The organism is Streptomyces sp. NPDC002276 (genome assembly GCF_053891435.1).
This window is the reverse complement of sequence record NZ_JBSFCQ010000042.1, coordinates 1-22,281: the sequence shown is the minus strand read 5'-3', so window position 1 is coordinate 22,281 and position 22,281 is coordinate 1. Positions and strand designations below refer to the sequence as shown.

Below are 22,281 nucleotides of genomic sequence, written 5' to 3'. Positions count from 1 at the left end.
AACTGGACGTGTCCATACAGGAGGCCCTGCTTCGCCTGCGGGCCCACGCGTACAGCAGTGAGCGGTCCCTGCGTGAAATCGCGGCGGATGTGGTCGCCCGCAGGCTGCGCTTCACGGACGATCTCGACGACGATGTAAGCGGGCCGTACTCGCCCGACGGTGGAAAGGGATGATAGCCATGGCCCGCGAACGACGTCTGGCCGAGATCTTCGTGGAGGTCGCGGACTCCTTGGTCGAGGACTTCGATGTCATCGACCTGCTGCACCGGCTCTCCGCGCGCTGCGTGGAGCTCCTTGACGTTTCGGCGGCCGGGATCCTGCTCGTGGACGCGCACGGTGAGCTACAGATCATCGCCGCCTCGGACGAGCACACCCGCCTGCTGGAGCTCTTCGCGCTCCAGCACGACCAGGGTCCGTGCGTCGAGTGCTACCGCTCCGGCGCCGCCCGCACCAACATCGACCTGACCGCGGCGGAGGCGACCGGCGCGTGGCCGCACTTCGCCGAGCAGGCCCGCGCGACGGGATACGTGACCACGCACGCCATCCCGCTGCGGTTGCGCAACCGGGTCGTCGGCGCGCTCAACCTCTTCCAGACCACCCCGCACATCCTGGGCGACGACGACATCGCGCTCGCCCAGGCCCTCGCCGACGTGGCCACCATCGCGATCCTGCAGCAGCGCACCCTGGAGCAGTCCCATGTCGAGAACAGCCAGCTGGAGAACGCGCTGACCAGCCGCATCCTGATCGAACAGGCCAAGGGTTTCCTGGCGGAGCGCTGGAACACCTCCGTCGACGATGCCTTCGCCGCGTTCCGGACCTACGCCCGCGCCCGTCATCTGCGCCTCTCGGACCTCGCCGCGCAGATCGTCTCCGGCGACTTCGACACCGCCGCCATCCCGGCACCCGCGACGGCCCGGCCCGGGGATCACCACGACTGACCGTTGTCACGGGACGCCAAGGGAGGGACTCGCCCCCCCCGGTTCACTGTGGACACCACCCGCGCGGCAGAACCGGCGCGATCCCGACTGGAGACCAGCCGCCCCTCGGGCAAGGACGACCACCGGAAGGGAGGCGGGCTCAGGAAGCGGTCCGTTCGGCCGTTTCGGGGAGTAGCGTGAACGCGTTGGGAGCACTTCGCACACCGGACTCGATTCCGGTGTCGTTCCTGGTGAGCAACGACACCGGACAACTGCCCCCGCGCAGCGGTCCGGGGACGGGTTCGCACGATGTCCGCGATCACCGACCATCCGGCGCTGCGCGCCGCGCCGTTCAGGGCGCCGACCGCACGCCTCGCCCTCAAACCCGTGAGCCCTTCCCCGGAACGTGCCGAGCTGGACGGCGCCTGGTGGCCCCGCTCACGGGACCTGAGCCATGAACTCCCCGCACTGGCCGACGTATTGGACCCACTGTGGGGTCGGATCACCCGCATCGCCGTCAACCCCCGCTACTGGCCTATCCTTCCGCCCAGGATCTTCGTCAACGGCCATGTGGTGAGGGTCGGTTGGTTCACCTCGGAGCTGGATCCGCACATGATCCTGCTGCTGTCCGGCACGTCGGGCCGCTGGGACCTCCTGGTGGTTCCCCCGGAGACCACCGCCCCCTCGGCCGCCCGGCTGATGGCCGCCGCGAGTGCGAACACCGCCCCGCAGGTGGCCGCGAGCGACCTCGTGACGGCAGAACGGGCCGACAGCACGCCTCCGTCGTACGAAGCAACCACGCCTCCCCGTCACCAGGCGGTCGCGGGGAGGTGACCGGCCGGCAGTGCGGGCCGGTGCCGGGCCGGATCAGACGGGACCGCCCGCGGCGGCTGTCATGAGCGGTTCGGCCGCCTGCTCGGTCGTGTCCGGCGGCACCACCAGCAGATCCCAGCGCCCCCGGCCGGGCGCGAGCAGGACGATGGTGTGCGGGGTGGATTCCCCCTGGGTCCTGCGCAGTCGTACGACCTGGTTGGAAACGAGCATCTGGCCGGGCATGGTGGGCCATGGCGTCCCGTTGACCGTGGCGCTGGTGATGTGGCCCCACTTGCGCGGCAACCCCGCGAGCAGGCGCGGGAGTTCGACCAGCAGGTCGTACGAACGGGGCCACCACGCGCCGTCGATGGCCCGCGGCAGGTTCCCCGGGGGTGCCAGGCGCAGGCGGAGGACAGGATGGGAGGGAAGCGGGGGCTGTAGCACGGTGGTCATGAGGCTCCTGCCAACTGCCGTACGTGGATGAGCGTTTGACCTCAGGCGCGGCGGGCGGCGACCCGGTCCGGGGTCGGCCAGCGCACGTCGTGGACCCAGCCGGCGCGTTCCATGAGGCGGATGACGGCGGCCGACGGGTCGATCTGGCCGCGGTCGACGCCGTGCCGGGCGCTGGTGGGGTCGGCGTGGTGGAGGTTGTGCCAGCTCTCGCCGAAGGAGAGCAGAGCCAGCGGCCACAGGTTGGTGGCGCGGTCGTGGCGCCGGGTGCGGAAGGGTCGCTCACCGATCATGTGGCACAGCGAGTTGACGCTCCAGGTGACATGGTGGAGCAGCGCGATGCGCACAAGTCCCGCCCACAGCAGGCCCGTTACGCCGTACAGCCAACTCCCGCCGATCGCCCAGCCGAGCCCGAACGGCAGCGCGAGCGTGAGCAGGCACAGCCAGGGGAAGGCGCGGGAGACAGCCCGGATGTCGGGGTCGGCGACGAGGTCGGGGGCGTAACGCTCGGGCGGTGTCTGCTCGTTGCGGAACAGCCAGCCGACGTGGGCGTCGAGCAGGCCGTGCAACTGGCCGCCCAGGTGGGTGCCGTAGCGGTACGGCGAGTGCGGGTCGCCGGGCCGGTCGGTGAAGGCGTGATGGCGGCGGTGGGTGGCGACCCAGCCGATGACATCGCCCTGGAAGCTCATCGACCCGGCCACCGCGAGCGCGATGCGCACGGGCCGGATGGCCCGGTACGAGCCGTGGGTGAGCCCGCGGTGGAAGCCGACGGTGATGCCCAGGCCGGTGACCGTGTAGAGGACGGCCGCGAGCACGAGGTCGACGGGGTGGACGAGCCGCCCCCACAGCAGCCAGCCGGCCAGGCCGAGCGCCACGAACGGCAGGATGACGATCGCCGCCGTGATGCCGACGTAGATCCGTTCTCCGCCGTCCCGCGCGGGCGCCGGGCCCTCGTCTTGCGGGAAGGGGGTGGTGCCGTCGTAGGGCGGGGGCGGCGGATCTGTGCCCGCCGGGATCTCCGTCGTGGACGGAGTGGAGACGATCGACATGGCGGGACTCCTCGGCCTCGCTGCGGATGGCGCGGCCGGGGTCACGGGCTGCCCCTGGGAAGGGAAACGCGAGGACAGGACGCCGGACGGACACCGGCACGTCAAGAGACCTCGGTTACTCCACGGTACTCCTGCATGCTCCGGAACGGGCCGGGCCGGAGCGTACGGCCACCGCGTTGACATCGACCGTCGCGGGACGTCGACCGGCCGGACGGCGCGGGGCCACGTCCCTCCGGAGCAAGTAGGAACACCAGCGCCCCAGTCGGCGGCCACCATTCCGCGCTGTCGCAGAGCGCGGAGTACCGTGAACAGCACCGAGGGCACTTCGCACACCGGCTTCCACGCCGGGTCGTCCTCGGCGAGTGATGAAACCCGCGCCGCCGCAGAGGTGGCCCGGAGACGGGTCCGCATCATGTCGGCGACCTCGCACCCCACCCTGCCGCATCCCGGGCCCGGCGCAGCCCCGGCCGCCCGTCTCTCACTGAAGAGCGACGGCGCCACTCGTGGCCTCCTGGACGGCGCCTGGTGGCCCCGCTCCCGGGATCTGCTGAGCGAACTGCCCGCGCTGACCGCCGTGTTGGACCCGTTGTGGGGCCGCATCACCCGCATCGCCGTCAACCCGATGTACTGGCCGGCCGTCCCCCGCAAGGTTCCCGTGGACGGTCACATCGTCAAGGTGGGCTGGTTCGCCGCGGAAATCGACCCGCACAAGCTATTGCTGCTCTCCTACGGCATCGGACGATGGGATCTGCTGATCATCCCGCCGGAGACCGGGGCGGAGTCGGCGGCCAGGCTGATGGCTGCCGCGTCCGACCACGACGGCCCGCCGTTGACCGCGAGCGCGCTCATCGCCGCGGACGAGGGGCGGCACGGCGTCGCCGCGACCGAGGCGCCGCTGGATCCGGAAAAGGTGTGGGAGTACGAGGGTGGCGTGTCCGCGCCCGTCCCGGAACAGCCGGTCCGCCCGGCCGCCTGACGGTCGGCAGGTGAGGCGGCCCGTCATGAGCGCCTTCCTGACGGCCGTAGCCTTCGTCGTCCTCGTCGCCACGGCGGCTTGCACGATGCACCGGCTGAACATCCAGCACGCCGACAGGATTGCCGCGCCAGGGTTCGGCGTCGGTCTGCCTGGCCACCCTCTGATTGAGCCATACCCAAGATCGAGACACTCCGATCGCGGACCTCCGGCTCTGGTTCGCGGTGGTGTTTCTCGCGGCCACGGCCTCGGCCGCCCATCACACTACGGCTCCCGGGACCGCAACGAGTGCACTGCTCCGCAGCGGATCCGGTACGAGGCGGGCGAACGGTTCACACGCGGCGACAGGACCGTGGTGATCGTGAAGGATCTGCGGGTGAGCGGGCGGTCGGTGGAACGCCGGCGGCGTGCCTGGCGTGCCTGGTGGGAGGGCGGGATGGATGCTCTCGCCACCGCGGGGCCGCCGAAGTCGGCCAGGCTGTCCGACGGCCGGTTCGCCGAGTCGGAGAAGGAGTTGGCCCTCGGACCCGCCGGGCACGGTGGGGAGGACCAGGGGTGGACTCCGGCACGGATCACAGCTGTGATCGCCTTCAGATTCCGGACCGACTGCTCGATGGCGGCGGTACAGCGGCTGCTGCACCGTCACGGCTGGTCCTGGCAGTGTCCGTGGGTATACGCCCGTGGTGCGGGTGCGGGGCCGGTCCTGGCGCCGCGGGTCGATCGCCGCCATGTGCTGTTACCGGCCGGGCGGGGCATCCCGGTTGATCCACCGGTCCACCGGCCCCACCGCCACCGCCACCGCCAGTACAGGGGCACAGGACGTGACGGCTTCTCCTGGCGTGACTACCACGGCCTGGTCGTCCGCGCCCGCATCCAGCTCGGCGCCCCCACCGCCTTGACCCGGGACAGTCTCCACGTCCACCGGGCCGCCGGGATGCGTGAGTACGCGGCCGCACATGACTGGCTCACCATCGTGCAACTGCCCTCCTGCGCACCGGACTTGAATCCGGTGGAGGGCATCTGGTCGCTGTTACGGCGCGGCCCGCCGGCCGACACCGCCTTCACCGACGACGAGCATCTCGAACGCACCCCGCGCCGAAGCCCGCGTCATATCCAACTCCGACCCGACCTCATCGACGGCCGCCTCGCCGGCACCGGACTCACCCTCACTCAACGCCCGTAAACCATCCAGCGAGCTCAGCAACGGAGTCCTACTGGTAGGGGCTGCGGACGATGATCGTGACGTTCTGGGTGAGTTGGTGGGAGGGGGCTGCGGTCTGGCAACGGGCCCACAGCGTGGGCTTGTTGACCGCGGTGGTGGTCGGAATCTTGACTCTGGCCTCGAAGGACCCGGTCGCGAGTGCACTGACCGAGGACAGCTCGTATGTCCCGGCGGCCGTGGCGGTTGGTCGCGGTTGCTCCGGTGATCTTTTCTGTTCTTCCATGGAGAGGTTCTGCTTCGCGCCGCGGTTCCAGCGGATCCCGACGGTCACCGCCTTCCCGGGGGCGCAGTCCGTACCGGTCAGCGTGATCGTGCCGCCTGGCACGGTCTCGGACGGCGAGGCGAGCAGAGGTGTGGAGGGGCCGGTCACCGTGGGCTGGGGGGTGTGGGGCGCCGTCGGACTGCTGGTTCCGGAACGTTCCCAGGCGACCAGGGGGAAGGCCGCAAGCACCGCGGCGGCCACGGCTGTGACCATCGCGACCTCGCGGAGTGTGCGGCGGCGCCGGGCCCTGCGCCGTAGGTCCGCGAGGGGCGGCTGCCGGGCGGCCCGCGTGCCCTCCTCGACGAGTCGGCGAAGTCCGTGTTCAGGGTCGGCCATGGTGGGACAGAGCTCCTTCCGGATCGGCGGCGAAACGGCGGGCCAGGTTCGCGCGGGCTCGGGCGAGTCTGCCGCGCACGGTGCTCACCGGCAGGCCCAGTTGCTCGGCGACCTGCTCGATCGGCAGATCCAGTACGTCGTGCAGCAACAGCACCGGGCGCTGGTTCACCGGAACATGGCGCAGCATCTCGGCGACCTCGACGGTCTGCGGCGTGAGGTGGGGCAGCGGGCGTTGGGCACCCAGGCGCAGCAGAGCCGCGGCACGCCGGCGTAACCGGCGGATCTCGCTGACCGCGAGGTTGATCGCCACCCGGCGCACCCACAGCTCGGGCACGTCGTAGGCCTGGATCCGGGGCCAGCGGTCCAGGGCCCGGATGAACGCTTCCTGTACGACGTCCTCGGCCTGTTCGAGACTGCCGGTGACCGAGAACAGCTGACCGACCAGCCGCGCGTACGCCGACTGGTAGAACTCCTCGAAGTCCGTCACACCGGCCTGCTGCCCTCGGTCACCGTCACTGTCATGCTCCACTCAGTTCACGTTCACCGGTGCTGCCTCCACGCGCTTCTCGGCGGGAGTCAGCGCCAGCCATGCCAGTTGCGCGGCGGTGGCCTTGCCCTGCGCCTTCAACTGCCCTACCAGCTTGTCGGCTTCGGCGACCTGGGCCTTGGTCGGGCGGCCGGTCGTCACCTTGATCGCCCACTGGATCTTCACGAGTTGTCGGTTGAGCTCGGACGCGGACGGCTGGTCCTTGGTCTTGACGTCGGAGGCCGCCTTCGATTTCGCGGCCTCCTTGACCACGGCCTGCGAGTGCTTGACGCTCTGCGCTGTGGTTCCGTGGCCGGACGAAGCGAGCGCCGTCGTGGCCAACGCGGCGCACAGGCCCGCGGCGGCGACGCCGGCAGCGGCGAATCCCAACTTGCGGTGCTGCATGGTCCATCCTCACGTTCGTAGGGGAGGGAAGGTCCGAGGGCCTCACTCGCTGGGCGAGCCCGACCGCCGTTCCACCACCCCCACGCCCGGGCCCCCCACGAGGCGCACACTCCACAGGCCTTCGTTATCGAACCGTGACTGACCCGTCGCGGCCCAAGATCTGTCGACCGGGTTCGGTTTCGTCCCTGCCCATGCGACGGCGCGACGGCGCGGTGTGCGGGCGTATGGCGATTCCCTGGCGCGTCCTGCCCGGGCGGATCCCCACCTGGTTGCGCGACCATGACCCGTGACTGCTGGCGACTCGCCGCGCCGCGCCGCGTGCACCGCGCCGGTGATGCCGCTCTGTTCGCCCTGTGCAGTCAGGTGCTGCATTCCTCGACGAATGGCGAGCTTCGCGACGTTCGGTTCGTTCTCGATGCTCCTCCTGGTGGAGTTCACCGGCCCCATGGCGCAGAGCCTGCGGGCTCACGAGCATCCATCCCACCCTCCCGCCAGGCACGCTGCCGGCGTTCCACCGACCGTCCGCTCACCCGCAGATACTTCACGATCACCGCGGTCCTGTCGCCGCGTGTGAACCGTTCGCCCGCCTCAGGGCCGACGTGATCGAGGAATGTCGTCGGAGACCAGATGGGGGTCCAGGTGGGAGACCCTGTCGCTGGCTCAGCAGTTGTGGTCGGGGCCGCTGGGACCATGATTGTTGAGGGCGGGTGGCAGGAAGAGGGGAGGCCCAGCTCCCATCTCCCGTCACACCAGGTGGAGTCACCTCAGCCGAACGGCCGACGCGGCTGTGGAGCCAGTTGCGAGCCAGCTCCGTAGCTGTGTCCGTGTGCCGTCCAACTTCCTTCGGTGGGACCTGTGTTCTGCCCCCGCTATGCCCGGTGCCGGGCTGTGGCCGGCTTGCGGCGGTTCGACAGAAGGTTCGACAGAAGGCCGCCTGCGGCGCCGAGTGAGACCAGGCCCATTCCGGTCGCGGTCGCGATGCCCTTCACGCCGTCCATGGTCAGGTAGCAGGCCGCGGCCACGCCGCCGTTGAAGAGGAACAGGAACCACAGGGTGGAGGACTTCGACAGGAATGCCTTGATCTTCGGCTTCTTCGCGATGCGTGATCCCGCGAGCAGTGAGATGGCGATTCCGGTGTAGGTGGCCACGTTCTTCTGGGTGCCGTCGAGGACGGTGCCGGAGGCGGTGCTCGCGACGAGGCCGCCGACGAAGAACGACCAGAGCAGCAGATCGGCGACGAGCGACTTGACGGTGGTGAGCAGCGACTTCACGGGGTTTTCCTTCGGAGCGGGGGGACGCGGGGACGTTTTCGATCTCTGCCGACCACGATCCCGTTGCCCGCTCACCGCCACGAGAGAGCAGCCTCCCCGACCCGTGGTGGAGCCGGCTGCACCATCACTCCGGCTGGATGATCGACACGGTCTTGTAGCGCAGGAACTCGTCGATGCCCGCCCGGCCGCCCTCCTTGCCGTAGCCGCTGAGGCCCAGACCGCCGAAGGGGGTGTACGGGAGGTTCTGCCGGGCGCCGTTGACGTAGACGCCCCCGGCCTTCAGCCGCTCGGCCACGCGGTGCACGCGGGTGAGGTTCGTCGACTGGATGTTGGCGCCGAGGCCGTACGGCGTGCTGTTGGCGAGGGCGACCGCCTCGTCCTCGGTCGAGAACTTGAACACCAGCAGTACGGGGCCGAAGACCTCCGTCTGGGCGATCTCGTGGTCCGGGTCCACGTCGGCGATGATCGTGGGCTCGACGAAGTTCTTGTCGGCGAGGTCACCGCCGGCCCGGTTGCCGCCGATGGTGATCCGCCCGGCCTTGTCCCGTCTGGCGCGGTCGAGCATCCCGCAGACCCGCTCGACCGCGGCGGCGTTGATGAGCGGACCGACCTTGACCCCGGGATCGAAGGGATCGCCCATCCGGTAGGTCGCGGCGACCTCAGTGACCCGTTCCACCAACTCGTCGTAGATGTCGGCATGCACGATCAGCCGTGTCGGCACCACACAGCCCTGTCCGGCCAGCACCCCGATGCTGTCCCGTACGGCGCGGCTCGCCACCGCGTCGAGGTCGCCGGCGTCGGGGAAGACGATGCTGCCCGTCTTGCCGCCCAACTCCAGTACGGCGGGCTTTAGTTGCTCCGCGCAGGCGTGCATGATCCGGCGGGCCGCGACGGGTCCGCCGGTGAAGCTCACCTTCTCCACCTTGGGGTGGCGCACCAGGGCCTCTCCGGCTTCGGCGCCGCCGCTGAGGATGCTGCACACGCCGTCCGGTACGCCTGCCTCGCGCAGGAGTTGGCCGTACAGATGCGGTGCGAAGGGGGTGAACTCCGAGGGTTTGACCACCACGCAGTTCCCGGCCGCCAGTGCCGGGATGACCTTCATGCCCAGGGAGACGACGGGACCGTTCCAGGTGACGATGATGCCCACGACGCCGTAGGGCTCGGGTGTCGTGTAGGAGAAGTAGCCGCGGGTGTCGAGGGTCGAGAGCAGCTCGCCGGAGAGTTTGTCGCACCAACCGGCGTAGTAGCGCGTCCAGTTGATGGAGTTGTCGACGATCCGTTCGCCGAAGTGGGTCGGGGTGCCGCCGTCGAGGGCCTGGAGGTCGACGAACTCCTGACGGTGTTCGCCCAGCAGCTCCGCGAACCGCATCAAGATGTCGCGGCGCGCCTCCGGTGTCCAGCGGCGCCAGGACTCGGCCTGCGCGGCGGCCAGTTCGACGGCCTCGTCGATCTCGGTGGCGCCGGCCAAGGGGATCGCCGCCTGTATCTCGCCCGTGTAGGGGTTGCGGTGCTCGAAGACACCGCCGGACCCGGAGTCGAGAACCTTGTCGCCGTAGTGGAGTCGAACGCGCGGGGCGGTCACGGTCATGGGTGTTGTCTCCCGGGGAGTTCTTGGTCTGCGGGTGCGGTGCCGCGCGGCTCAGCGGACGGCGAAACCCGCGTCGAGGGGCAGTTGGACGCCGGTGATGTAGGCGGCCTCGTCGGACACCAGCCAGGCCACGGCGTTGGCGATGTCCTCGGCCCGGAGGACGTCGATCGGAAGGGCGTTCCGCATCTGGCTGATCGGGTTCTTCTCGCCCCTGGCGGCCTGCGCGTGGAGCTCCTCCATGACCGGGTTCTGCGTCATGCCCGACAACACCCCTGTGGGGTGAATGGTGTTGACCCGGATCCGCTCGCCCGCGTACTCGTTCGCGAGCACCTGCATGAGGCCCACCAGGCCCCTCTTCGCCGCTGTGTAGGCCTGGCCGCCCGCCTTGTCGTTCGCGCCGCCCTTGAGCCCGGCCACCGAACTCGTGATGACGATCGACCCGCCGCGCTCACCGGCGCGGATCGCCGGGAGGACCACCTCGACGGTGCGCCAGACGCCCGTCAGGTTCACGTCGATGATGTCGGTCCAGGTGCGGTCGCGGTCGCCGCCGGGGGAGAGGCGGATGATGCCGGCGTTCGCGATCAGGACGTCGACCCGGCCGAAGCGTTCGACGCCGTGGTCCAGGACCCGACGCAGATCGTCGAAGCTGCGTACGTCGCCCTTCTCGGCGACGATCGCCCCGCCCGCCTCCTCCACGGCCTTCACCGTCGCCCGGAGGTCGTCCTCGGTCGCGTTGGGGTAGTCCATCGACTCGATGTTCTCGCAGATGTCGAGACCGATGATGTCCATGCCCTGAGAGGCGAGTTTCACCGCGTGCGCGCGGCCCTGACCGCGTGCGACACCGGTGATGAAGGCGACCTTCCTGCCTGGCTCCATGGCAAGTCCTATCTGTAGGTGACGAGTTGAGGGGGCAGGTGGGAGTGCTCGTTGAAGGTGATGAGCGTGCTGCCCCGGCTGCCCACGACGACTTTCGTGACCCCGCTGTTGACCGCCACGCGGTTCAGCGCGGACCACTGCGGCTCGCCACCGCCGAGCAGGGAGGCCGCGACCCACCCGATCACCCCCGCGCTGGTGAAGACGACAGCGGTCTCGCCCGAGGTCAACTCGCCCGCCACCGTGCGGAACGCGTCGTCGACCCGCTTCGTGAACGCGGGGAACGGCTCCGTGTACTCGTGGTCGTACCGTCCCGAGGACCAGCGGGGAATGGCCCGGTCCAGCGGCTCGGAATCGGGGGTGTCGACCTTGCGGTGGGCCGCGACGACGTCCATGTGGTCGAACTCGTTCCACGCCTCGTCGACCTCCAAGGTCGTCGACCAGCTCGACGCGAGGCGGGTGCAACGGGCGGTCTGCTGTTGGCGGTTGAGGCGGCCGGTCAGGATCCGGGTCGCGGAGACTCCGCGCCTGGAGAATTCCGTCCCGAGCAGCTCGGACTGGCGTTCACCGGTGTCGGAGAGCACGTCGTAGTCGGCCGCGCCCACCGATGCCTTGCCGTGCCGGACGAAGAGGATCACGCCCATGTGCGCGCCCCCGCCGTTGAGGTGTGGAGTCGGGCAAGTCGCAGTCCCTCGGCCTGAGTTGGCGCCTCGATGGTCCAGACGCCGCAGGAACACCAGCACCGGTAGCGATCGCCGTCCGGAACGACGGCCTGGCCGTCGCAGGAACCCCCGCTGTTCGCCACGCTCGCCAGGAATTCGAGCGGCTTCTCCTCCAGGGCGCTCTCGTAGTCGTCGCTCATGCCTTGCCCTCCTCGGCCACGCGGAACACGGGCAGCATCCAGCCGTCGGTGATGGGGTGGAAGTCGACGGTCAGCGCCAACCCGATCCGTACGTCGGCCGGTTCAACCCCGACGACGTTCGTGACCAGCCTCGCTCCGGGCGCGTCCGGCAGTTCCACGACGGCGGGGACCAGGGTCAGTTCCGGCAGCCCGGGGTAGCCGTGCACGACGGCGAAGCTGTAGACCGTTGCGCGGCCGGACAGTTGGGGCCAATCGACCGCGCTGGACTGGCACTCCGGGCAGAACGGGGTGGGCGGCAGCCGGAAGGTTCCGCAGTCGCCGCACCGGGGTGCCACGAGCCGACGTTCCTTCGCGGCCTGCCAGAACGGCTCGGTGACATGGTCCGTCGCGATCCGTACGACGTCGGACGGCAGCGCCGTCGCGAGGCGGGCCGCGCTCACCGGTCGCGTCCCAGGATCAGTCCGCTCACCGGCAGGCTCGCCGGACCGCCGGTGCACAGCGCGAACTCGGCGTCGTCGACCTGGTTGATCGCGGTGCCGCGCATCTGCTCGACGCCCTCGACGATCTGGGTCATCCCGATGACGTACGCCTCGGAGAGCTGCCCGCCGTGCGGGTTCACCGCGATGGTCCCCGGCTTTCTGCGACGGGTGTAGCGGATCGCGCCGCTCTCGACGAACGGGCCGCCGTCGCCCTTGGCGCAGAAGCCGTAGTCCTCCAGCTGCATGAGCACCATCGGGGTGAAGTGGTCGTAGATCAGGGCCACATCGATGTCCTGGGGTGTGATTCCGGCCTGCTTGAAGAGGTGTCCGGCGATCGGTCGGTGGCCCGAGGAGGTGAAGGTCTCGTCGGGCATGCCGTACCAGGAGAAGCCGCGGCCCCAGTCCCGGGTGCCGCCGTGGGCGACGGCCACCACGGGGACCGGCTTCTGGCGCAGGTCGCGGGCGCGGTCGGCCGAGGTGGTGATCACGGCGACCGCTCCCTCGGTCTCCAGGCAGAAGTCGTGGACGCAGAGCGGTTCGGCGATCATCCGTCCGGCGAAGTACTCCTCGCGGGTGAGAGGGGTCTTCCTGATCGCCTTGGGGCGGTTGAGGGCGTTCTGCCGGGTGGAGATCGCGATCTCGGCGAACGCGTCCCGGGTGGTGCCGAATTGGTGCATGTGACGGCGGGCCAGGACCGACATCAGATGGCCGGGCCCCGCCAGTCCGGACGGTTGGAGGAAGGAGCTGACCGGGGTCACCGGCTTGGCCGCTATGACTGTGCCGAGGCGTTGCCTCTGCTGTTGCAGGGCCATGACCGTGACGACGACCGACGCGTCACCGGCGACGATCCCCGCGCGTGCCAGGCCGATCGCGCCCGCCGAGCCGCCGCCGCCGTTCGTGAGCGACGCGGAGAAGCGGACCTCGGGGATGCCGAGGGTCTCCATGAAGTCGACGGACTCCATCTTGTCGCCGTATCCGGCACCGGCGCCCGAGTAGTAGGCGAAACCGTCGATCTCCTTGACGGAGAGACCGGCGTCGGCGCAGGCGGCGAGGATGGCCTCGCCGGCGAGATGCGTGATGCTCTTGTCGGCGGACTCTCCGCGTCGGTAGTAGGGCGTGGCGCCGACGCCGACGATCGCCACGTCGCGCAGTCCGGAATCGCGCGGCATCGGCTCAGACTCCGCTCGTGGGGACCGGGGGTACCTGGGGGAAGAGTTCGAAGAACGCGCCCTGCGTGATGCGCAGTCGGGTCTCGTCCGGGACACCGTCGAACAGGGACTTCAGGGTGTCCTGCGTGTGACCGAAGGTGCCTTCCATGTGCGGGTAGTCGGAGCCGAACATGACGTTCCGGTAGCCCATCGACTCGAACGCGGCGACCGCCGTCTCGTCGTGCTGGAAGGAGGCGTACACCTGGGTCATCAGGGTTTCCTTCGGGTCCCGTTCGAGTGTGGGACGCACCGCCATGTGGTGCTGGCGGTAGCCCTCCCGCATGCGGTCGCCCAGGAACGGGATCCAGGTGGCGCCGCCCTCGGAGATCAGCACCTTCAGCTCCGGGTGCCGGTCGAGGGCGCCGGAGGCCACCAGCTTCATCGCGGCCCGCTGGCCGGAGAACGTGGTCTCCGCGTAGTTCATGACCGCGCCGCCGGGGCCCCGGTAGACCAGGCCCGCGCCGCCGGTCGTCATGTCCACCGGGTCGGTGCCGATGTGGAAGGCGAGGACCATACGGGCGCGTTCGGCTGCGGCCCAGAACGGCTCCCAGTCCGAGCGGTGCCAGTCCGGTGCGCTGGGGTGCGGGGTGGTGGGCAGGAACACGGCCTTGAAGCCCTGTCCGGCGGCCCACTCCAGTTCGGCGATCGCGTCTTCGACCACCAGCGTCGACACCTGCGCGGTCACGACGTAGCGGTCCGAGACCGCCGCGATCTCCTCCAGCGCCCACTCGTTGCTCGCCCGCATGCAGGCCTTGAGCAGCTCGGGCGTCCGGAAGGTGGAGGACCACATGCCCAGCGACGGGAAGATGACCTCGCCCCAGACGCCCTCCTGGTCCAGATCGCGAAGGCGGGCCCGCGCGTCGCGGATGCCCCGCGCCTTCCGGCTCTCCTCAAGGAAGTCCCTGGCCACCGAGGTCGGCAGTTTCCGGCGGAACGACTGACCGTCGACATGCACCGTCTCGTACTCCCCGTCCGGGTCCTTCTCGGACTTGGGCGTCAGATCGGCGAGCCGCTTGGGCAGGCGCGACTCCCAGAGATCGCTCGGTTCGAGGAAGTGGGAGTCGCCGGAGTTGGTCCAGATCTTCGGCATCGTGAGTAGTCCTCCGGACGTGGGGAGGGATGAGACCTGCGTCGGCAGGTCCTCGCATCGAACTGTTCCATCGCCCGGGCCCACTGTCCATACTTTCTAATACATCTCCATTAGTTTTGACGTTGCGTGTGCCGCGCCGCATCTACCACCATGAGGACCATGGCAGTGGACGAGAAGGCCGCGGGCCGCAGACGCCGGCACACCACGGGGGAGGCGACCCGCGAGCTGTTGATGACGACCGCCGAGCGGCTCTTCGCCGTCCACGGGGTCGAAGGCGTGACCCTGCGGGAGATCCAGCTGGAGGCGGGCCAGTCGAACTCGTCGGTCATCACGTACCACTTCGGCTCCAAGGCGGGCCTGGTCCGGGACCTGATCGCCTTCCGCTACCGCACCATCGACGCGCGCCGGGCCGTACTCCTGGAGGAGGCCCGCGCCGACGGCGTGGCCGAGGACCCCCTCGCGGCGGTGTGGCTGGTGGTCCGTCCGCTGATCGAGAGCATCGAGGCCGGCGAGATGTTCGTCCCCTTCCTCGCCCGGCTGGCACCCGCCACCTCGGACGCGGAATACTGGCCGCGACAGATCGAGGAAGCCACCGACGTACTCCAGGAGTTGGTGCCCGAACTGCTCGGCGCACTCCCCGACCGCGTACGGCGGGGCCGCGAGGTACAGCTCTACAACAGCGTGCTCAACCTCCTGGGCGACCACGCGCGCAACCGCCACCCGATCAGCGACGCCCAGCTCAACAACTACATCGACGGCTGGGTCGGCATGCTCACCGCGCCCGTCTCCGCGGTGACGCACGACCTCATGGAGGACGAGGCACGGGCGCGGCGCGAACGGCGCTGACACCCCATCGCCTACGACCTTTCCCTACGAACTTTCCCAACGGCCGTCACGTCACCGGACGACCCCCGCGTCCCGCAGACCGGCGATCCGCGCCTCGTCGTACCCGAGTTCCCGAAGCAGCGCGTCCGTGTGCTGGCCCACGGTGCAGCCCGCCTCCGCCTTCGTCGTCGAGCGGGAGAAGCGGTTCAGCGGTGCCAGCCTGCGGTGCTCGTCGAAGACGGGGCTGACGGCGTCGACCGCGTAGCCCGCCGCGTAGAACTCGTCGCCCTGCATGTGCCGTTCGGCCGGTTCCTGGGTCACGGCGACGCAGCCGACGTCCCAGGCCGTCAGGTCGGCCTCCCACTCGGCCTTCGTCCGGGTGGCGAAGACCTTGGCGAGTACGTCCGCGAGCGCGTCGTCATGGGTGGCACGCGCCCGGCCCGTGGCGAACCGCTCGTCCACGAGATCGCCGGGGAAGCCGAGGGCGGCGACCAGAGGAGCCCATTCCTTCTCCTTCGGCGCCGCGAGGAACAGCCAGCCGTCGGACGCGGGATACATCCGGTACAGGGCACCGGTCCCGCGGAAGTCGGGGTCGACCCGGGAGCGCGCCGGACGGCCCGGGTAACTGGTGTTGTGCGCGATCAGCGCCTGCGTGCTGGTGCCGAGCATCGTGGCCACGATGCCGGTCAGTCCGATCCCACGACGCTTCGCGTAGATCCCGAGCAGCAGGGCCGAGGCGACACCGAGCGCGGCCATCCCGTCCGACTGGACCGCTGGGACCGTCCCGCCGGCGTACAACTTGCGGGCCTGCGCAAGCAGTTGGTCACGGTCCGCCGCGGGACGGCCGACCACCTGCGCGTCGGTCACGGACACTCCGGACGCCGCGCCGATGGACGGCGCGTAGGCGGGCTTGGAGCCGTAGGGGCCGTCGATCCCGTAACCGGGCGCGTTCACATAGACCAGATCCGGGTTGACCGACTTCAGCGAGGCCTCGTCCACACCGATCCGGGCCGCGGCACCCGCCCGGTAGCACTGAAGCACCACGTCGACCTGTCCGGCCAACTGCCGCAGGATCTCCAGACCTTCGGGGGAGCGGAGGTCGACGGCGATGCTCTCCTTGCCCTGGAGCACCTTCGCGCCGCCCGCCTCGGGGAACGCCATGATCATGCGGATCAGGTCGCCGTCGAGCGGCTCGACCTTGATGACCCGCGCACCGAGATCGGCGAGGAGAGTGGCGCCGTACGGCCCGGCGTACATGGCGCCCAGTTCGAGTACGGTCACGCCGGTGAGGGGAGGGCTGCAACGGCCTTGCTGAGCCGCAGAGTTGGGGGGAGTCGTGGCGCGGGTGAAGGCGCGCAGCTCCCGGGTGTGTTCGCCGGGTCGGGGCGCGCGGCGGATTCTGGTGAGGGGACGTCCGGCCGCGTGGACCAGGGTCGAGGGCTGGCGGACCGGGCCGAGGTCGGGATCGTCCACCACGACGCTGCGGCCCTCGTGGACGAGTTGGGGGTGGTCGAGCGCCTCGTCCGGCGTACGGAACTGCTCGCCGAAGACGTCCGGATTGCGGGCGAACGCCTCCTCCCACTGCTTCAGCGTCCGCTCCCCGACCTTCGAGATCATCTTGTTCCACCACTCGAAGCGCAGCTCCGGCGTGGGCAGGAGAGGAAAGCCCTCCCACTTCGGATCGGTCAGTTCGGCGCTCAGGTCCAGCTCGTCCAGCCAGGCCTGCATGAGCCGGGGCGCCGTCTGCGCGAACTGGAGCCACGTGCCGTCCGCCGTCGCGGCGATGAGCAGCGCGTACAGCAACTTGGCCTGGGGCCTGCCCTGTTGGTCGAAGGCGGCGCCCGCCGGTTGGAACGCGTCCGGGTAGCGGCCGAGGACCAGCTCATAGAACCAGTTGTACGGGTCGTAGGCGCCGACGCCTGTCACCAGATCGGACTCCACCAGCTGCCCCAGGCCGCTCTCCTCCCGTTCGAGCAACGCCGCGAGGATGCCGTGCACTGTTGCCTGTGCCGCGGCGAACGACGCGTAGGGAGTGGTGACATGGGCGGGGTCCGGGCCGGTGGTGAGCTGGTGCTTGGAGTGCAGGACACCGCTCTTGGCCAGGATCAGCGCCTCGTAGCCCTTGCGGTCGGCCCAGGGGCCGCGGGTTCCCCAGCCGGTGATGAGTGCCGCGACCAGGCGCGGGTACCGGACCGCCAACTCCTCGGCGGTGAAGCCGAGTCGGGCCGCGGCGGCAGGGCGCAGCGTGGCGACGGCGACGTCCGCCCCGGCGAGCAGGCCGTCCAGCGTCGCGCGATCGGTGTCGTCGCGCAGGTCGAGGGTGATGCTCCGTTTGCCGCGCAGCAGGCCGGGCCAGCCGGGGTCCGCGCGCAACGGGCTTCCGTCGGGAGGCTCGACGAGGACGACGTCCGCGCCCGCGTCCGCGAGGAACTGAGTGGCTTGGGCGCCGGGCAGCGTCGTCGAGAGATCGATCACGACGAGGCCGTGCAGCGGGCCTTCGCCGAGGTCGGCGCCGTCGTTCCGGTCGGGCATGCTCAACTCCCTTGCAGATGGGGGTCCACGGCGCGGTCAGCTGAACCGGGTGGTCGCGAGGATGCCGCCGTCGACCAGCAGATCGGTTCCGGTGATGTACGAGGCCCGGTCGGAGGCGAGGAACTCGATGGCGTCGGCGGTCTCCGGCATCGTGCCCTCACGGCCCAGCGGCGACCGGCGCAGCATGCCCAACTTGACCTCGCGGTGCGGGCCTTCGAACTCCAGCGCACCCATCGGGGTGGCGATCGGGCCCGGCGACATCGACACGATGCGGGCCCCCTTCGTCCCCCACACCGCCGCCCGTCTCCTGCACATGCGCAGCAGCGCGAACTTGGTGAGGCGGTAGGCCTGGAGGGGTGTCCGCTCCGGGACCAGCTTCTCCAGGCGCTCGACGAAGTCCGGTGCGAGCGGCTCGTCGAGCACGGCGGTGATCTCCGGAGTGGGCGGCTCGGCGAGGTGTCCGGCGGAGGACGACACGAACACCGCGGCCGTGCCCGGTACCGCCCGCTCCAGGCTCATCCGCTCGACGAGCGTCGCCCCGACGAGATTCACCTTCAGCAGGGTGCGCCAGTCACCCATCGACGGGGACAGCGCCGCCACATGTGCCACCGTGCGCAACCGGCCCCGGGCCGCGACCAGTTGACCGAGTTCCGCGACCGAGTCGGGCTCCGTGATGTCGCACCGGGTCACCACCGCGTCGATCCCGTCCTCGCGCAACACCGCCTCGCGCGCCGGGTTCTTGGCGGCCGACAGGCTCGCCAGCACGAGCCGGTGGGACTGGCCGAGCCGGCGGGCCGCCGACATGCCGATGCCGCCCCCGCCGATCACCAACGCCACAGGCAGATCAAGACGTTCGCTCGTCCCGATCCGCAACTCGCCGTCAGACTCCATGCGTTGTCCCTTCTCGGCGCAGAGGGTTCATCACGTCAGCGCGAACTCGGCGGAACCGTCGACCACGAGCGCGCCGTCGTCCCTGCGCAGCCGGATCGCGAGCTCCAGGCGCCGTTCGCCGTCCTGCTCGAAGAGCCGTACGACCTCGGCCGACGCGATCAGCCGGTCCCCGCGGAACACCACCTGGGTGAAGCGGGTGCGGAAGCGCCGTACGCTCTCCTCGCCGAAGCGGTCCGTGCAGTACGCGGCGAGCCAGCCCGCGCCGAGCATCCCCACGCTGAACGCGGCGGGATACCCGGCGGAGCGGGCGAGTTCGTCGTCGTGGTGCATCGGGTTCAGATCGCCGCTCGCACCCTGGTAGCGCACGACGTCGGTCATCGTGACCGGCCCGAACACCCGCTCCGGAAGCCGGGCACCCGGTGCGAGGCCGGTCACGACGCCTCCTTGCGCACATAGGCGGACGTGTACCGGCACTCCGCGATCAGCAGCCCCTCGGCGTCGTGGAAGGACACCAGGAAGCGCACGATCACCATCGGCCCACTTCGGCCCTGCTTGATCCGGACGTCCTGGAGGCGCTCGGAGTTGTGCAGCGTTTCCCCCGCCCGTGGCACCCGGCCGTGGAAGACGTACTCCTGCTCCAGCGAGAGCAGATTCCGTACGTCGGGCTCGATCCCGACGCTCGCGCACGCCTCGGCGACCTCGGGCGCCCGGACCGTCTCGCCGATGGTGCTCCAGTGGACCACCGTGGCCAGGAAGGTCGGCGGGATCGGGGCGTTCGGGTCGTCGAGGTACGCGGGACGGGGCGCCGCCGTCGCGGTGGCGTACTCCCGCACCTTGCCCCACTCGATGGGCATGATCGCCATGTCTGCTCCTCGCCGGAGTAGGTCCGCGTCGAACTATTTCGCCGACGGAACCGAGCGTCAATGCTTTCTAAGAAATGTTCATTACCTTTTGCCGCCCCGGGTCAGGGCTGACCGGGCCTGAGGGTGACGAACAGGCCCTCCGCCTCCGCGCAGAGCACCCCGTTGTGCCGGATCTCGGCCCGCAGGACGCGCTTGCGGCCCTCCTCGCTCACGAACCAGCCGTGCACGTCGAGTTCGGCACCGATCGGAGTGATCGATCGGTAGTCGGTGTGCAGATAGGCGGTACGGGCCCGGCTGCGGCCGCCCGAGCCCGACAGCCGGCCCAGGACCTCGTCGAACAGCAGCGGGACGGCGCCGCCGTGGACCGCGCCGTTCCCGCCCAGGAAGTACCGGCCGAAGCGGACCGTGCCCCGGACGCTGAACCGGTCGGCCTCGTGGACCCGGAGGGCCGGTGCCATCGTCTGGCCCCGGCCCGGCATGTCGTCCCGGTGCCCGAAGACCTGCTCGCGCTCGGAAACGGCCAGGTCGGCGAGGCGCTCGGACCACGCGCCGAGGTCGTCCGACAGCGCGGCCAGCGTGCCGGGGTCCAGCCGCGCCGCCGTGACGTAGTCGAGGAAACCGCGCAGGCGCGCGATCATCTCGCCGTACCCGTCGGCGCTCCGGTCGTCCGGTCCCGCCGGTCGGCTCCACGACTCGATCCGCGTGACTCCCTCCGGTTCGGGGAGGTCCAGCCCGAGCGTCGGGTCGTCGTAGGGGCCGCTGCCGGGCAGCCCGGGCGCCCTCATGTCGACCCGTTTCGTGTGCGGTCGCCGTTGCTCATGGTCCACCCTTCGTTCGTGGGGTCTCCGGGTCGCGGGATCCGCGACGGTCCCTCACTACCCGATCGACCTAATGAGTATCCTCATTGTGATAATTCACGTGCGCGGCAGCTGCTCCGACCGCGGCCGTTTCGACTAGCGCGCGAACAGCGAACTGGGGTCGACGACCCGCGGCTGCCCCAACTTGCCGTCGGACGACACCGTGCCGGTGACCTCCTTCGCCGAGACCGTGCCGGTCGGTCCGTGCAGGGCGCGGGCCAGGCCGAGCACTCCCTGGTAGCCGATCGCCGCGTACCCCTGGGTCGGGGTGTTGGTGCTGTATCGCTTCGTGACCTGCCGGTAGAGCCGGGCCTCGATGTCGTTGCTCGCCACGTCGAAACTGCTGAAGACCTGAAGCCCGTTCATGCCCGCGCCCACCGCCTGGACGACCTCGGGCGCCACGCACGACTGGACGCTTATCCGGGCGATCCCGGCCCCGAGCGTGCTCATCGCCTGGAGCACGGAGGTGCACACCGTCGACTCTCCTACGACGGCGACGGGCTTGTCGCGCAGCGCGGCGCTCACCTGCGGCGAGGCGTCGGGCGTCCCCGCCGCTGTCGTCACGATCCGCAGGCCGACACCGGCCCTGGCGAAGACCGGCTTGCCGATGGCCTCGATGCCGCTCACGGCGGCCGGTGCGTCGATCACGAACACTGCGACCTTCTTGTACCCCTTCTCCTTGGCGTACGCGGCCATCGACGTCATGGTCGTCGGGAAACCGCCCGTCCAGGAGAAGGCGTTGGCGGTGGTGCCCTCGGAGTTGCCGGCCGCGATGGAGGTCGCCCAGGGGATACCGGCCTTCGTCACGATCGGCACCATGGAGTCGCCCAGACCGCTGCTGGTCAGGACCACCGCGTCGACCTTCGCCTCGACCATCTGGTTCGCGCAGTCACGGGCCGTCGTCGGCTCCTCCTTCGTCTTGCAGACCGTGAGCCGGATCGGCCTGCCCGCGATGCCGCCCAGCTCGGCGTTGGCGTACTTCACGGCCGCTTCGGCGGCCTCCCTGGTCTCGGGCTGACTGGTGGTCGGGCCGCCCTCGTTGGTGATGAGACCGATCCTGACCGGCGCACCAGCGGCCTTCGTGGTGGGGAAGGCGCTCGCCGGCGCGGCCGGGATCGTCGTGCTGTCCGCGCCCGCGGTGTCGTTGCCGGTGTCGCCGCAGCCCGCGAGCAGCAGCGTGGCCGACCCCAGCGCGAGTGAGGCTCGCGACCCTGGTGAGGGGAGTGCTCGTCCGATCGACTCGATCATGTCCGCTTCCCGATGTGTCGGCGAGTGCCCGGCACTCGCAGCGATCAGCGGACGGCGGCACCGCGCGGCGGGACTGCCGTCCGAGAAAGTGAAGAGAGAGCCGCGAACGGAGGTCGCGTGGCACGAGGGCCGGGCGTCGCGGCAGACCATGCCGGCCGGCGTACCGAGGACTCCATGACCGGCGACCGGACGGACCTGTTCAGATGCGGGCAGGGGCAGCCGATGTCTCGGGAGTAGCGGCCCGCGAGCCAGAAGAGTATACGTAATTGAGTCAGGCCGGAATGGGTCGTACGGGACTCGCCCATGTCGTCCGCCCGTCACGCGAGGTCATGCATGAAATGAGAGGGCGCAATGTGTGCGCGGGCTGGTCGTGGGGCGTCGCGAGCAGTCCCTTGGCCGTGGCCCCGGCTGTCAGGGTGCGGTCAGGTTGTGCACGCCTCGTGCGGTGATGCGTGGGAATGTCGTAGTCCGCCCCACTTGACGATGGGGGCGAGCGCGGGTTTAGATTAGAACGACCGGTCGATACATATATTCGGAATTCGGCAGAGAATCTCACTGCGCGGTAGTGATCGTCGGAATCGTGAGTGTTCCGTGCCGGAACATCGATTCTCCGCCGTCGGAGTCCGATTCGGTCGGTGTACGTGCTTTCCATCATCCAGGCGTGGGTTGTGGAACGAACAACGTGGTTCGGCGAAAGGTACGTCCGTGTTCAAGGAATTTGTCGTGTCCGGCGATTCGCACA

23 protein-coding genes and 1 pseudogene are annotated in these 22,281 nt (G+C 69.9%); 5 read left to right on the top strand and 19 right to left on the bottom strand.

Annotation, left to right across the window (positions count from 1 at the left end; genetic code table 11):
* Nucleotides 1–169: 169 nt before the first annotated feature.
* Complete coding sequence (locus ACWIHT_RS46605) at nucleotides 170–937, top strand: ANTAR domain-containing protein (protein ID WP_456174731.1); 768 nt, start codon at nucleotides 170–172, stop codon at nucleotides 935–937.
* A 288-nt stretch (nucleotides 938–1,225) separates the two neighbouring features.
* Nucleotides 1,226–1,750 carry a DUF5994 family protein gene (locus tag ACWIHT_RS46600; RefSeq protein WP_456174730.1) on the top strand — a complete coding sequence of 175 codons (525 nt, stop codon included), beginning with the start codon at nucleotides 1,226–1,228 and terminating at the stop codon, nucleotides 1,748–1,750.
* A gap of 33 nt (nucleotides 1,751–1,783) precedes the next feature.
* On the opposite strand, the gene ACWIHT_RS46595 is transcribed toward ACWIHT_RS46600, so the two are convergent.
* Together ACWIHT_RS46595 and ACWIHT_RS46590 are read right to left on the bottom strand one after the other, a co-directional pair.
* A complete protein-coding gene (locus tag ACWIHT_RS46595; protein WP_456174729.1) occupies nucleotides 1,784–2,182 on the bottom strand; it encodes a DUF5994 family protein in 399 nt (132 codons plus the stop codon).
* A 41-nt stretch (nucleotides 2,183–2,223) separates the two neighbouring features.
* On the bottom strand, nucleotides 2,224–3,228 hold the full coding sequence (locus ACWIHT_RS46590) for an acyl-CoA desaturase (protein ID WP_456174728.1): 1,005 nt from the start codon (nucleotides 3,226–3,228) through the stop codon (nucleotides 2,224–2,226).
* Between the two features lie 412 nt (nucleotides 3,229–3,640).
* Between ACWIHT_RS46590 and ACWIHT_RS46585 the strand changes: the two genes are divergently transcribed.
* Together ACWIHT_RS46585 and ACWIHT_RS46580 are read left to right on the top strand one after the other, a co-directional pair.
* Nucleotides 3,641–4,204, top strand: coding sequence for a DUF5994 family protein (locus ACWIHT_RS46585; RefSeq protein WP_456174732.1), 564 nt, complete (start codon nucleotides 3,641–3,643; stop codon nucleotides 4,202–4,204).
* 304 nt (nucleotides 4,205–4,508) lie between these two features.
* Nucleotides 4,509–5,384, top strand: a pseudogene (locus tag ACWIHT_RS46580) (winged helix-turn-helix domain-containing protein).
* Between the two features lie 28 nt (nucleotides 5,385–5,412).
* Here the strand turns inward: ACWIHT_RS46580 and ACWIHT_RS46575 are convergent.
* From ACWIHT_RS46575 to ACWIHT_RS46525, 11 genes are all read right to left on the bottom strand, one after another.
* Nucleotides 5,413–6,021 (bottom strand): hypothetical protein, encoded by a 609-nt coding sequence (locus tag ACWIHT_RS46575; protein WP_456174727.1) that lies wholly within the window; start codon nucleotides 6,019–6,021, stop codon nucleotides 5,413–5,415.
* Nucleotides 6,008–6,550 carry a sigma-70 family RNA polymerase sigma factor gene (locus ACWIHT_RS46570; protein WP_269250243.1) on the bottom strand — a complete coding sequence of 181 codons (543 nt, stop codon included), beginning with the start codon at nucleotides 6,548–6,550 and terminating at the stop codon, nucleotides 6,008–6,010. The genes ACWIHT_RS46575 and ACWIHT_RS46570 overlap by 14 nt, the downstream gene beginning before the upstream one ends.
* On the bottom strand, nucleotides 6,551–6,952 hold the full coding sequence (locus ACWIHT_RS46565; protein ID WP_456174726.1) for a hypothetical protein: 402 nt from the start codon (nucleotides 6,950–6,952) through the stop codon (nucleotides 6,551–6,553). It abuts the gene before it with no gap.
* Nucleotides 6,953–7,821: 869 nt separating this feature from the next.
* Nucleotides 7,822–8,223: a hypothetical protein gene (locus ACWIHT_RS46560; RefSeq protein WP_456174725.1), complete on the bottom strand. Its 402-nt coding sequence runs from the start codon at nucleotides 8,221–8,223 to the stop codon at nucleotides 7,822–7,824.
* 124 nt (nucleotides 8,224–8,347) lie between these two features.
* Nucleotides 8,348–9,811: an aldehyde dehydrogenase family protein gene (locus ACWIHT_RS46555; protein ID WP_456174724.1), complete on the bottom strand. Its 1,464-nt coding sequence runs from the start codon at nucleotides 9,809–9,811 to the stop codon at nucleotides 8,348–8,350.
* Nucleotides 9,812–9,862: 51 nt separating this feature from the next.
* The gene (locus ACWIHT_RS46550; protein WP_456174723.1) at nucleotides 9,863–10,687 is read right to left on the bottom strand and encodes a mycofactocin-coupled SDR family oxidoreductase; all 825 of its coding nucleotides are present in this window, start codon (nucleotides 10,685–10,687) and stop codon (nucleotides 9,863–9,865) included.
* A gap of 8 nt (nucleotides 10,688–10,695) precedes the next feature.
* Nucleotides 10,696–11,328 carry a histidine phosphatase family protein gene (locus ACWIHT_RS46545; protein ID WP_456174722.1) on the bottom strand — a complete coding sequence of 211 codons (633 nt, stop codon included), beginning with the start codon at nucleotides 11,326–11,328 and terminating at the stop codon, nucleotides 10,696–10,698.
* The gene (locus ACWIHT_RS46540; RefSeq protein WP_456174721.1) at nucleotides 11,319–11,546 is read right to left on the bottom strand and encodes a hypothetical protein; all 228 of its coding nucleotides are present in this window, start codon (nucleotides 11,544–11,546) and stop codon (nucleotides 11,319–11,321) included. The genes ACWIHT_RS46545 and ACWIHT_RS46540 overlap by 10 nt, the downstream gene beginning before the upstream one ends.
* A complete protein-coding gene (locus ACWIHT_RS46535; protein ID WP_456174720.1) occupies nucleotides 11,543–11,986 on the bottom strand; it encodes a Zn-ribbon domain-containing OB-fold protein in 444 nt (147 codons plus the stop codon). The genes ACWIHT_RS46540 and ACWIHT_RS46535 overlap by 4 nt, the downstream gene beginning before the upstream one ends.
* Nucleotides 11,983–13,194: a thiolase C-terminal domain-containing protein gene (locus tag ACWIHT_RS46530; protein ID WP_456174719.1), complete on the bottom strand. Its 1,212-nt coding sequence runs from the start codon at nucleotides 13,192–13,194 to the stop codon at nucleotides 11,983–11,985. Before ACWIHT_RS46530 ends, ACWIHT_RS46535 begins: the two co-directional genes overlap by 4 nt.
* Nucleotides 13,195–13,198: 4 nt before the next feature.
* On the bottom strand, nucleotides 13,199–14,323 hold the full coding sequence (locus ACWIHT_RS46525; RefSeq protein ID WP_456174718.1) for an amidohydrolase family protein: 1,125 nt from the start codon (nucleotides 14,321–14,323) through the stop codon (nucleotides 13,199–13,201).
* A 159-nt stretch (nucleotides 14,324–14,482) separates the two neighbouring features.
* Between ACWIHT_RS46525 and ACWIHT_RS46520 the strand changes: the two genes are divergently transcribed.
* Nucleotides 14,483–15,169 carry a TetR/AcrR family transcriptional regulator gene (locus ACWIHT_RS46520; RefSeq protein WP_456174717.1) on the top strand — a complete coding sequence of 229 codons (687 nt, stop codon included), beginning with the start codon at nucleotides 14,483–14,485 and terminating at the stop codon, nucleotides 15,167–15,169.
* Nucleotides 15,170–15,220: 51 nt separating this feature from the next.
* On the opposite strand, the gene ACWIHT_RS46515 is transcribed toward ACWIHT_RS46520, so the two are convergent.
* From ACWIHT_RS46515 to ACWIHT_RS46490, 6 genes are all read right to left on the bottom strand, one after another.
* Nucleotides 15,221–17,680 carry a CaiB/BaiF CoA transferase family protein gene (locus ACWIHT_RS46515; protein WP_456174716.1) on the bottom strand — a complete coding sequence of 820 codons (2,460 nt, stop codon included), beginning with the start codon at nucleotides 17,678–17,680 and terminating at the stop codon, nucleotides 15,221–15,223.
* A gap of 36 nt (nucleotides 17,681–17,716) precedes the next feature.
* The gene (locus tag ACWIHT_RS46510; RefSeq protein WP_456174715.1) at nucleotides 17,717–18,571 is read right to left on the bottom strand and encodes an SDR family oxidoreductase; all 855 of its coding nucleotides are present in this window, start codon (nucleotides 18,569–18,571) and stop codon (nucleotides 17,717–17,719) included.
* A 30-nt stretch (nucleotides 18,572–18,601) separates the two neighbouring features.
* Nucleotides 18,602–19,006, bottom strand: a complete 405-nt coding sequence (locus ACWIHT_RS46505; RefSeq protein WP_456174714.1) for a MaoC/PaaZ C-terminal domain-containing protein — start codon at nucleotides 19,004–19,006, stop codon at nucleotides 18,602–18,604.
* A complete protein-coding gene (locus ACWIHT_RS46500; RefSeq protein ID WP_456174713.1) occupies nucleotides 19,003–19,434 on the bottom strand; it encodes an FAS1-like dehydratase domain-containing protein in 432 nt (143 codons plus the stop codon). The genes ACWIHT_RS46505 and ACWIHT_RS46500 overlap by 4 nt, the downstream gene beginning before the upstream one ends.
* A 101-nt stretch (nucleotides 19,435–19,535) precedes the next feature.
* Nucleotides 19,536–20,219, bottom strand: a complete 684-nt coding sequence (locus tag ACWIHT_RS46495) for a PaaI family thioesterase (RefSeq protein ID WP_456174712.1) — start codon at nucleotides 20,217–20,219, stop codon at nucleotides 19,536–19,538.
* Between the two features lie 168 nt (nucleotides 20,220–20,387).
* Nucleotides 20,388–21,539, bottom strand: a complete 1,152-nt coding sequence (locus ACWIHT_RS46490; protein ID WP_456174711.1) for an ABC transporter substrate-binding protein — start codon at nucleotides 21,537–21,539, stop codon at nucleotides 20,388–20,390.
* Between the last annotated feature and the right edge of the window lie 742 nt (nucleotides 21,540–22,281).

Coding starts and splice junctions, on each gene's coding strand:
- ACWIHT_RS46600 (WP_456174730.1), top strand. CDS start 1,226: ATGTCCGCGATCACCGACCATCCGGCGCTGCGCGCCGCGCCGTTCAGG.
- ACWIHT_RS46550 (WP_456174723.1), bottom strand. CDS start 10,687: ATGGAGCCAGGCAGGAAGGTCGCCTTCATCACCGGTGTCGCACGCGGT.
- ACWIHT_RS46585 (WP_456174732.1), top strand. CDS start 3,641: ATGTCGGCGACCTCGCACCCCACCCTGCCGCATCCCGGGCCCGGCGCA.
- ACWIHT_RS46575 (WP_456174727.1), bottom strand. CDS start 6,021: ATGGCCGACCCTGAACACGGACTTCGCCGACTCGTCGAGGAGGGCACG.
- ACWIHT_RS46515 (WP_456174716.1), bottom strand. CDS start 17,680: ATGCCCGACCGGAACGACGGCGCCGACCTCGGCGAAGGCCCGCTGCAC.
- ACWIHT_RS46540 (WP_456174721.1), bottom strand. CDS start 11,546: ATGAGCGACGACTACGAGAGCGCCCTGGAGGAGAAGCCGCTCGAATTC.
- ACWIHT_RS46500 (WP_456174713.1), bottom strand. CDS start 19,434: ATGGCGATCATGCCCATCGAGTGGGGCAAGGTGCGGGAGTACGCCACC.
- ACWIHT_RS46530 (WP_456174719.1), bottom strand. CDS start 13,194: ATGCCGCGCGATTCCGGACTGCGCGACGTGGCGATCGTCGGCGTCGGC.
- ACWIHT_RS46495 (WP_456174712.1), bottom strand. CDS start 20,219: ATGAGGGCGCCCGGGCTGCCCGGCAGCGGCCCCTACGACGACCCGACG.
- ACWIHT_RS46590 (WP_456174728.1), bottom strand. CDS start 3,228: ATGTCGATCGTCTCCACTCCGTCCACGACGGAGATCCCGGCGGGCACA.
- ACWIHT_RS46555 (WP_456174724.1), bottom strand. CDS start 9,811: ATGACCGTGACCGCCCCGCGCGTTCGACTCCACTACGGCGACAAGGTT.
- ACWIHT_RS46545 (WP_456174722.1), bottom strand. CDS start 11,328: ATGGGCGTGATCCTCTTCGTCCGGCACGGCAAGGCATCGGTGGGCGCG.
- ACWIHT_RS46595 (WP_456174729.1), bottom strand. CDS start 2,182: ATGACCACCGTGCTACAGCCCCCGCTTCCCTCCCATCCTGTCCTCCGC.
- ACWIHT_RS46565 (WP_456174726.1), bottom strand. CDS start 6,952: ATGCAGCACCGCAAGTTGGGATTCGCCGCTGCCGGCGTCGCCGCCGCG.
- ACWIHT_RS46525 (WP_456174718.1), bottom strand. CDS start 14,323: ATGCCGAAGATCTGGACCAACTCCGGCGACTCCCACTTCCTCGAACCG.
- ACWIHT_RS46605 (WP_456174731.1), top strand. CDS start 170: ATGATAGCCATGGCCCGCGAACGACGTCTGGCCGAGATCTTCGTGGAG.
- ACWIHT_RS46490 (WP_456174711.1), bottom strand. CDS start 21,539: ATGATCGAGTCGATCGGACGAGCACTCCCCTCACCAGGGTCGCGAGCC.
- ACWIHT_RS46520 (WP_456174717.1), top strand. CDS start 14,483: ATGGCAGTGGACGAGAAGGCCGCGGGCCGCAGACGCCGGCACACCACG.
- ACWIHT_RS46510 (WP_456174715.1), bottom strand. CDS start 18,571: ATGGAGTCTGACGGCGAGTTGCGGATCGGGACGAGCGAACGTCTTGAT.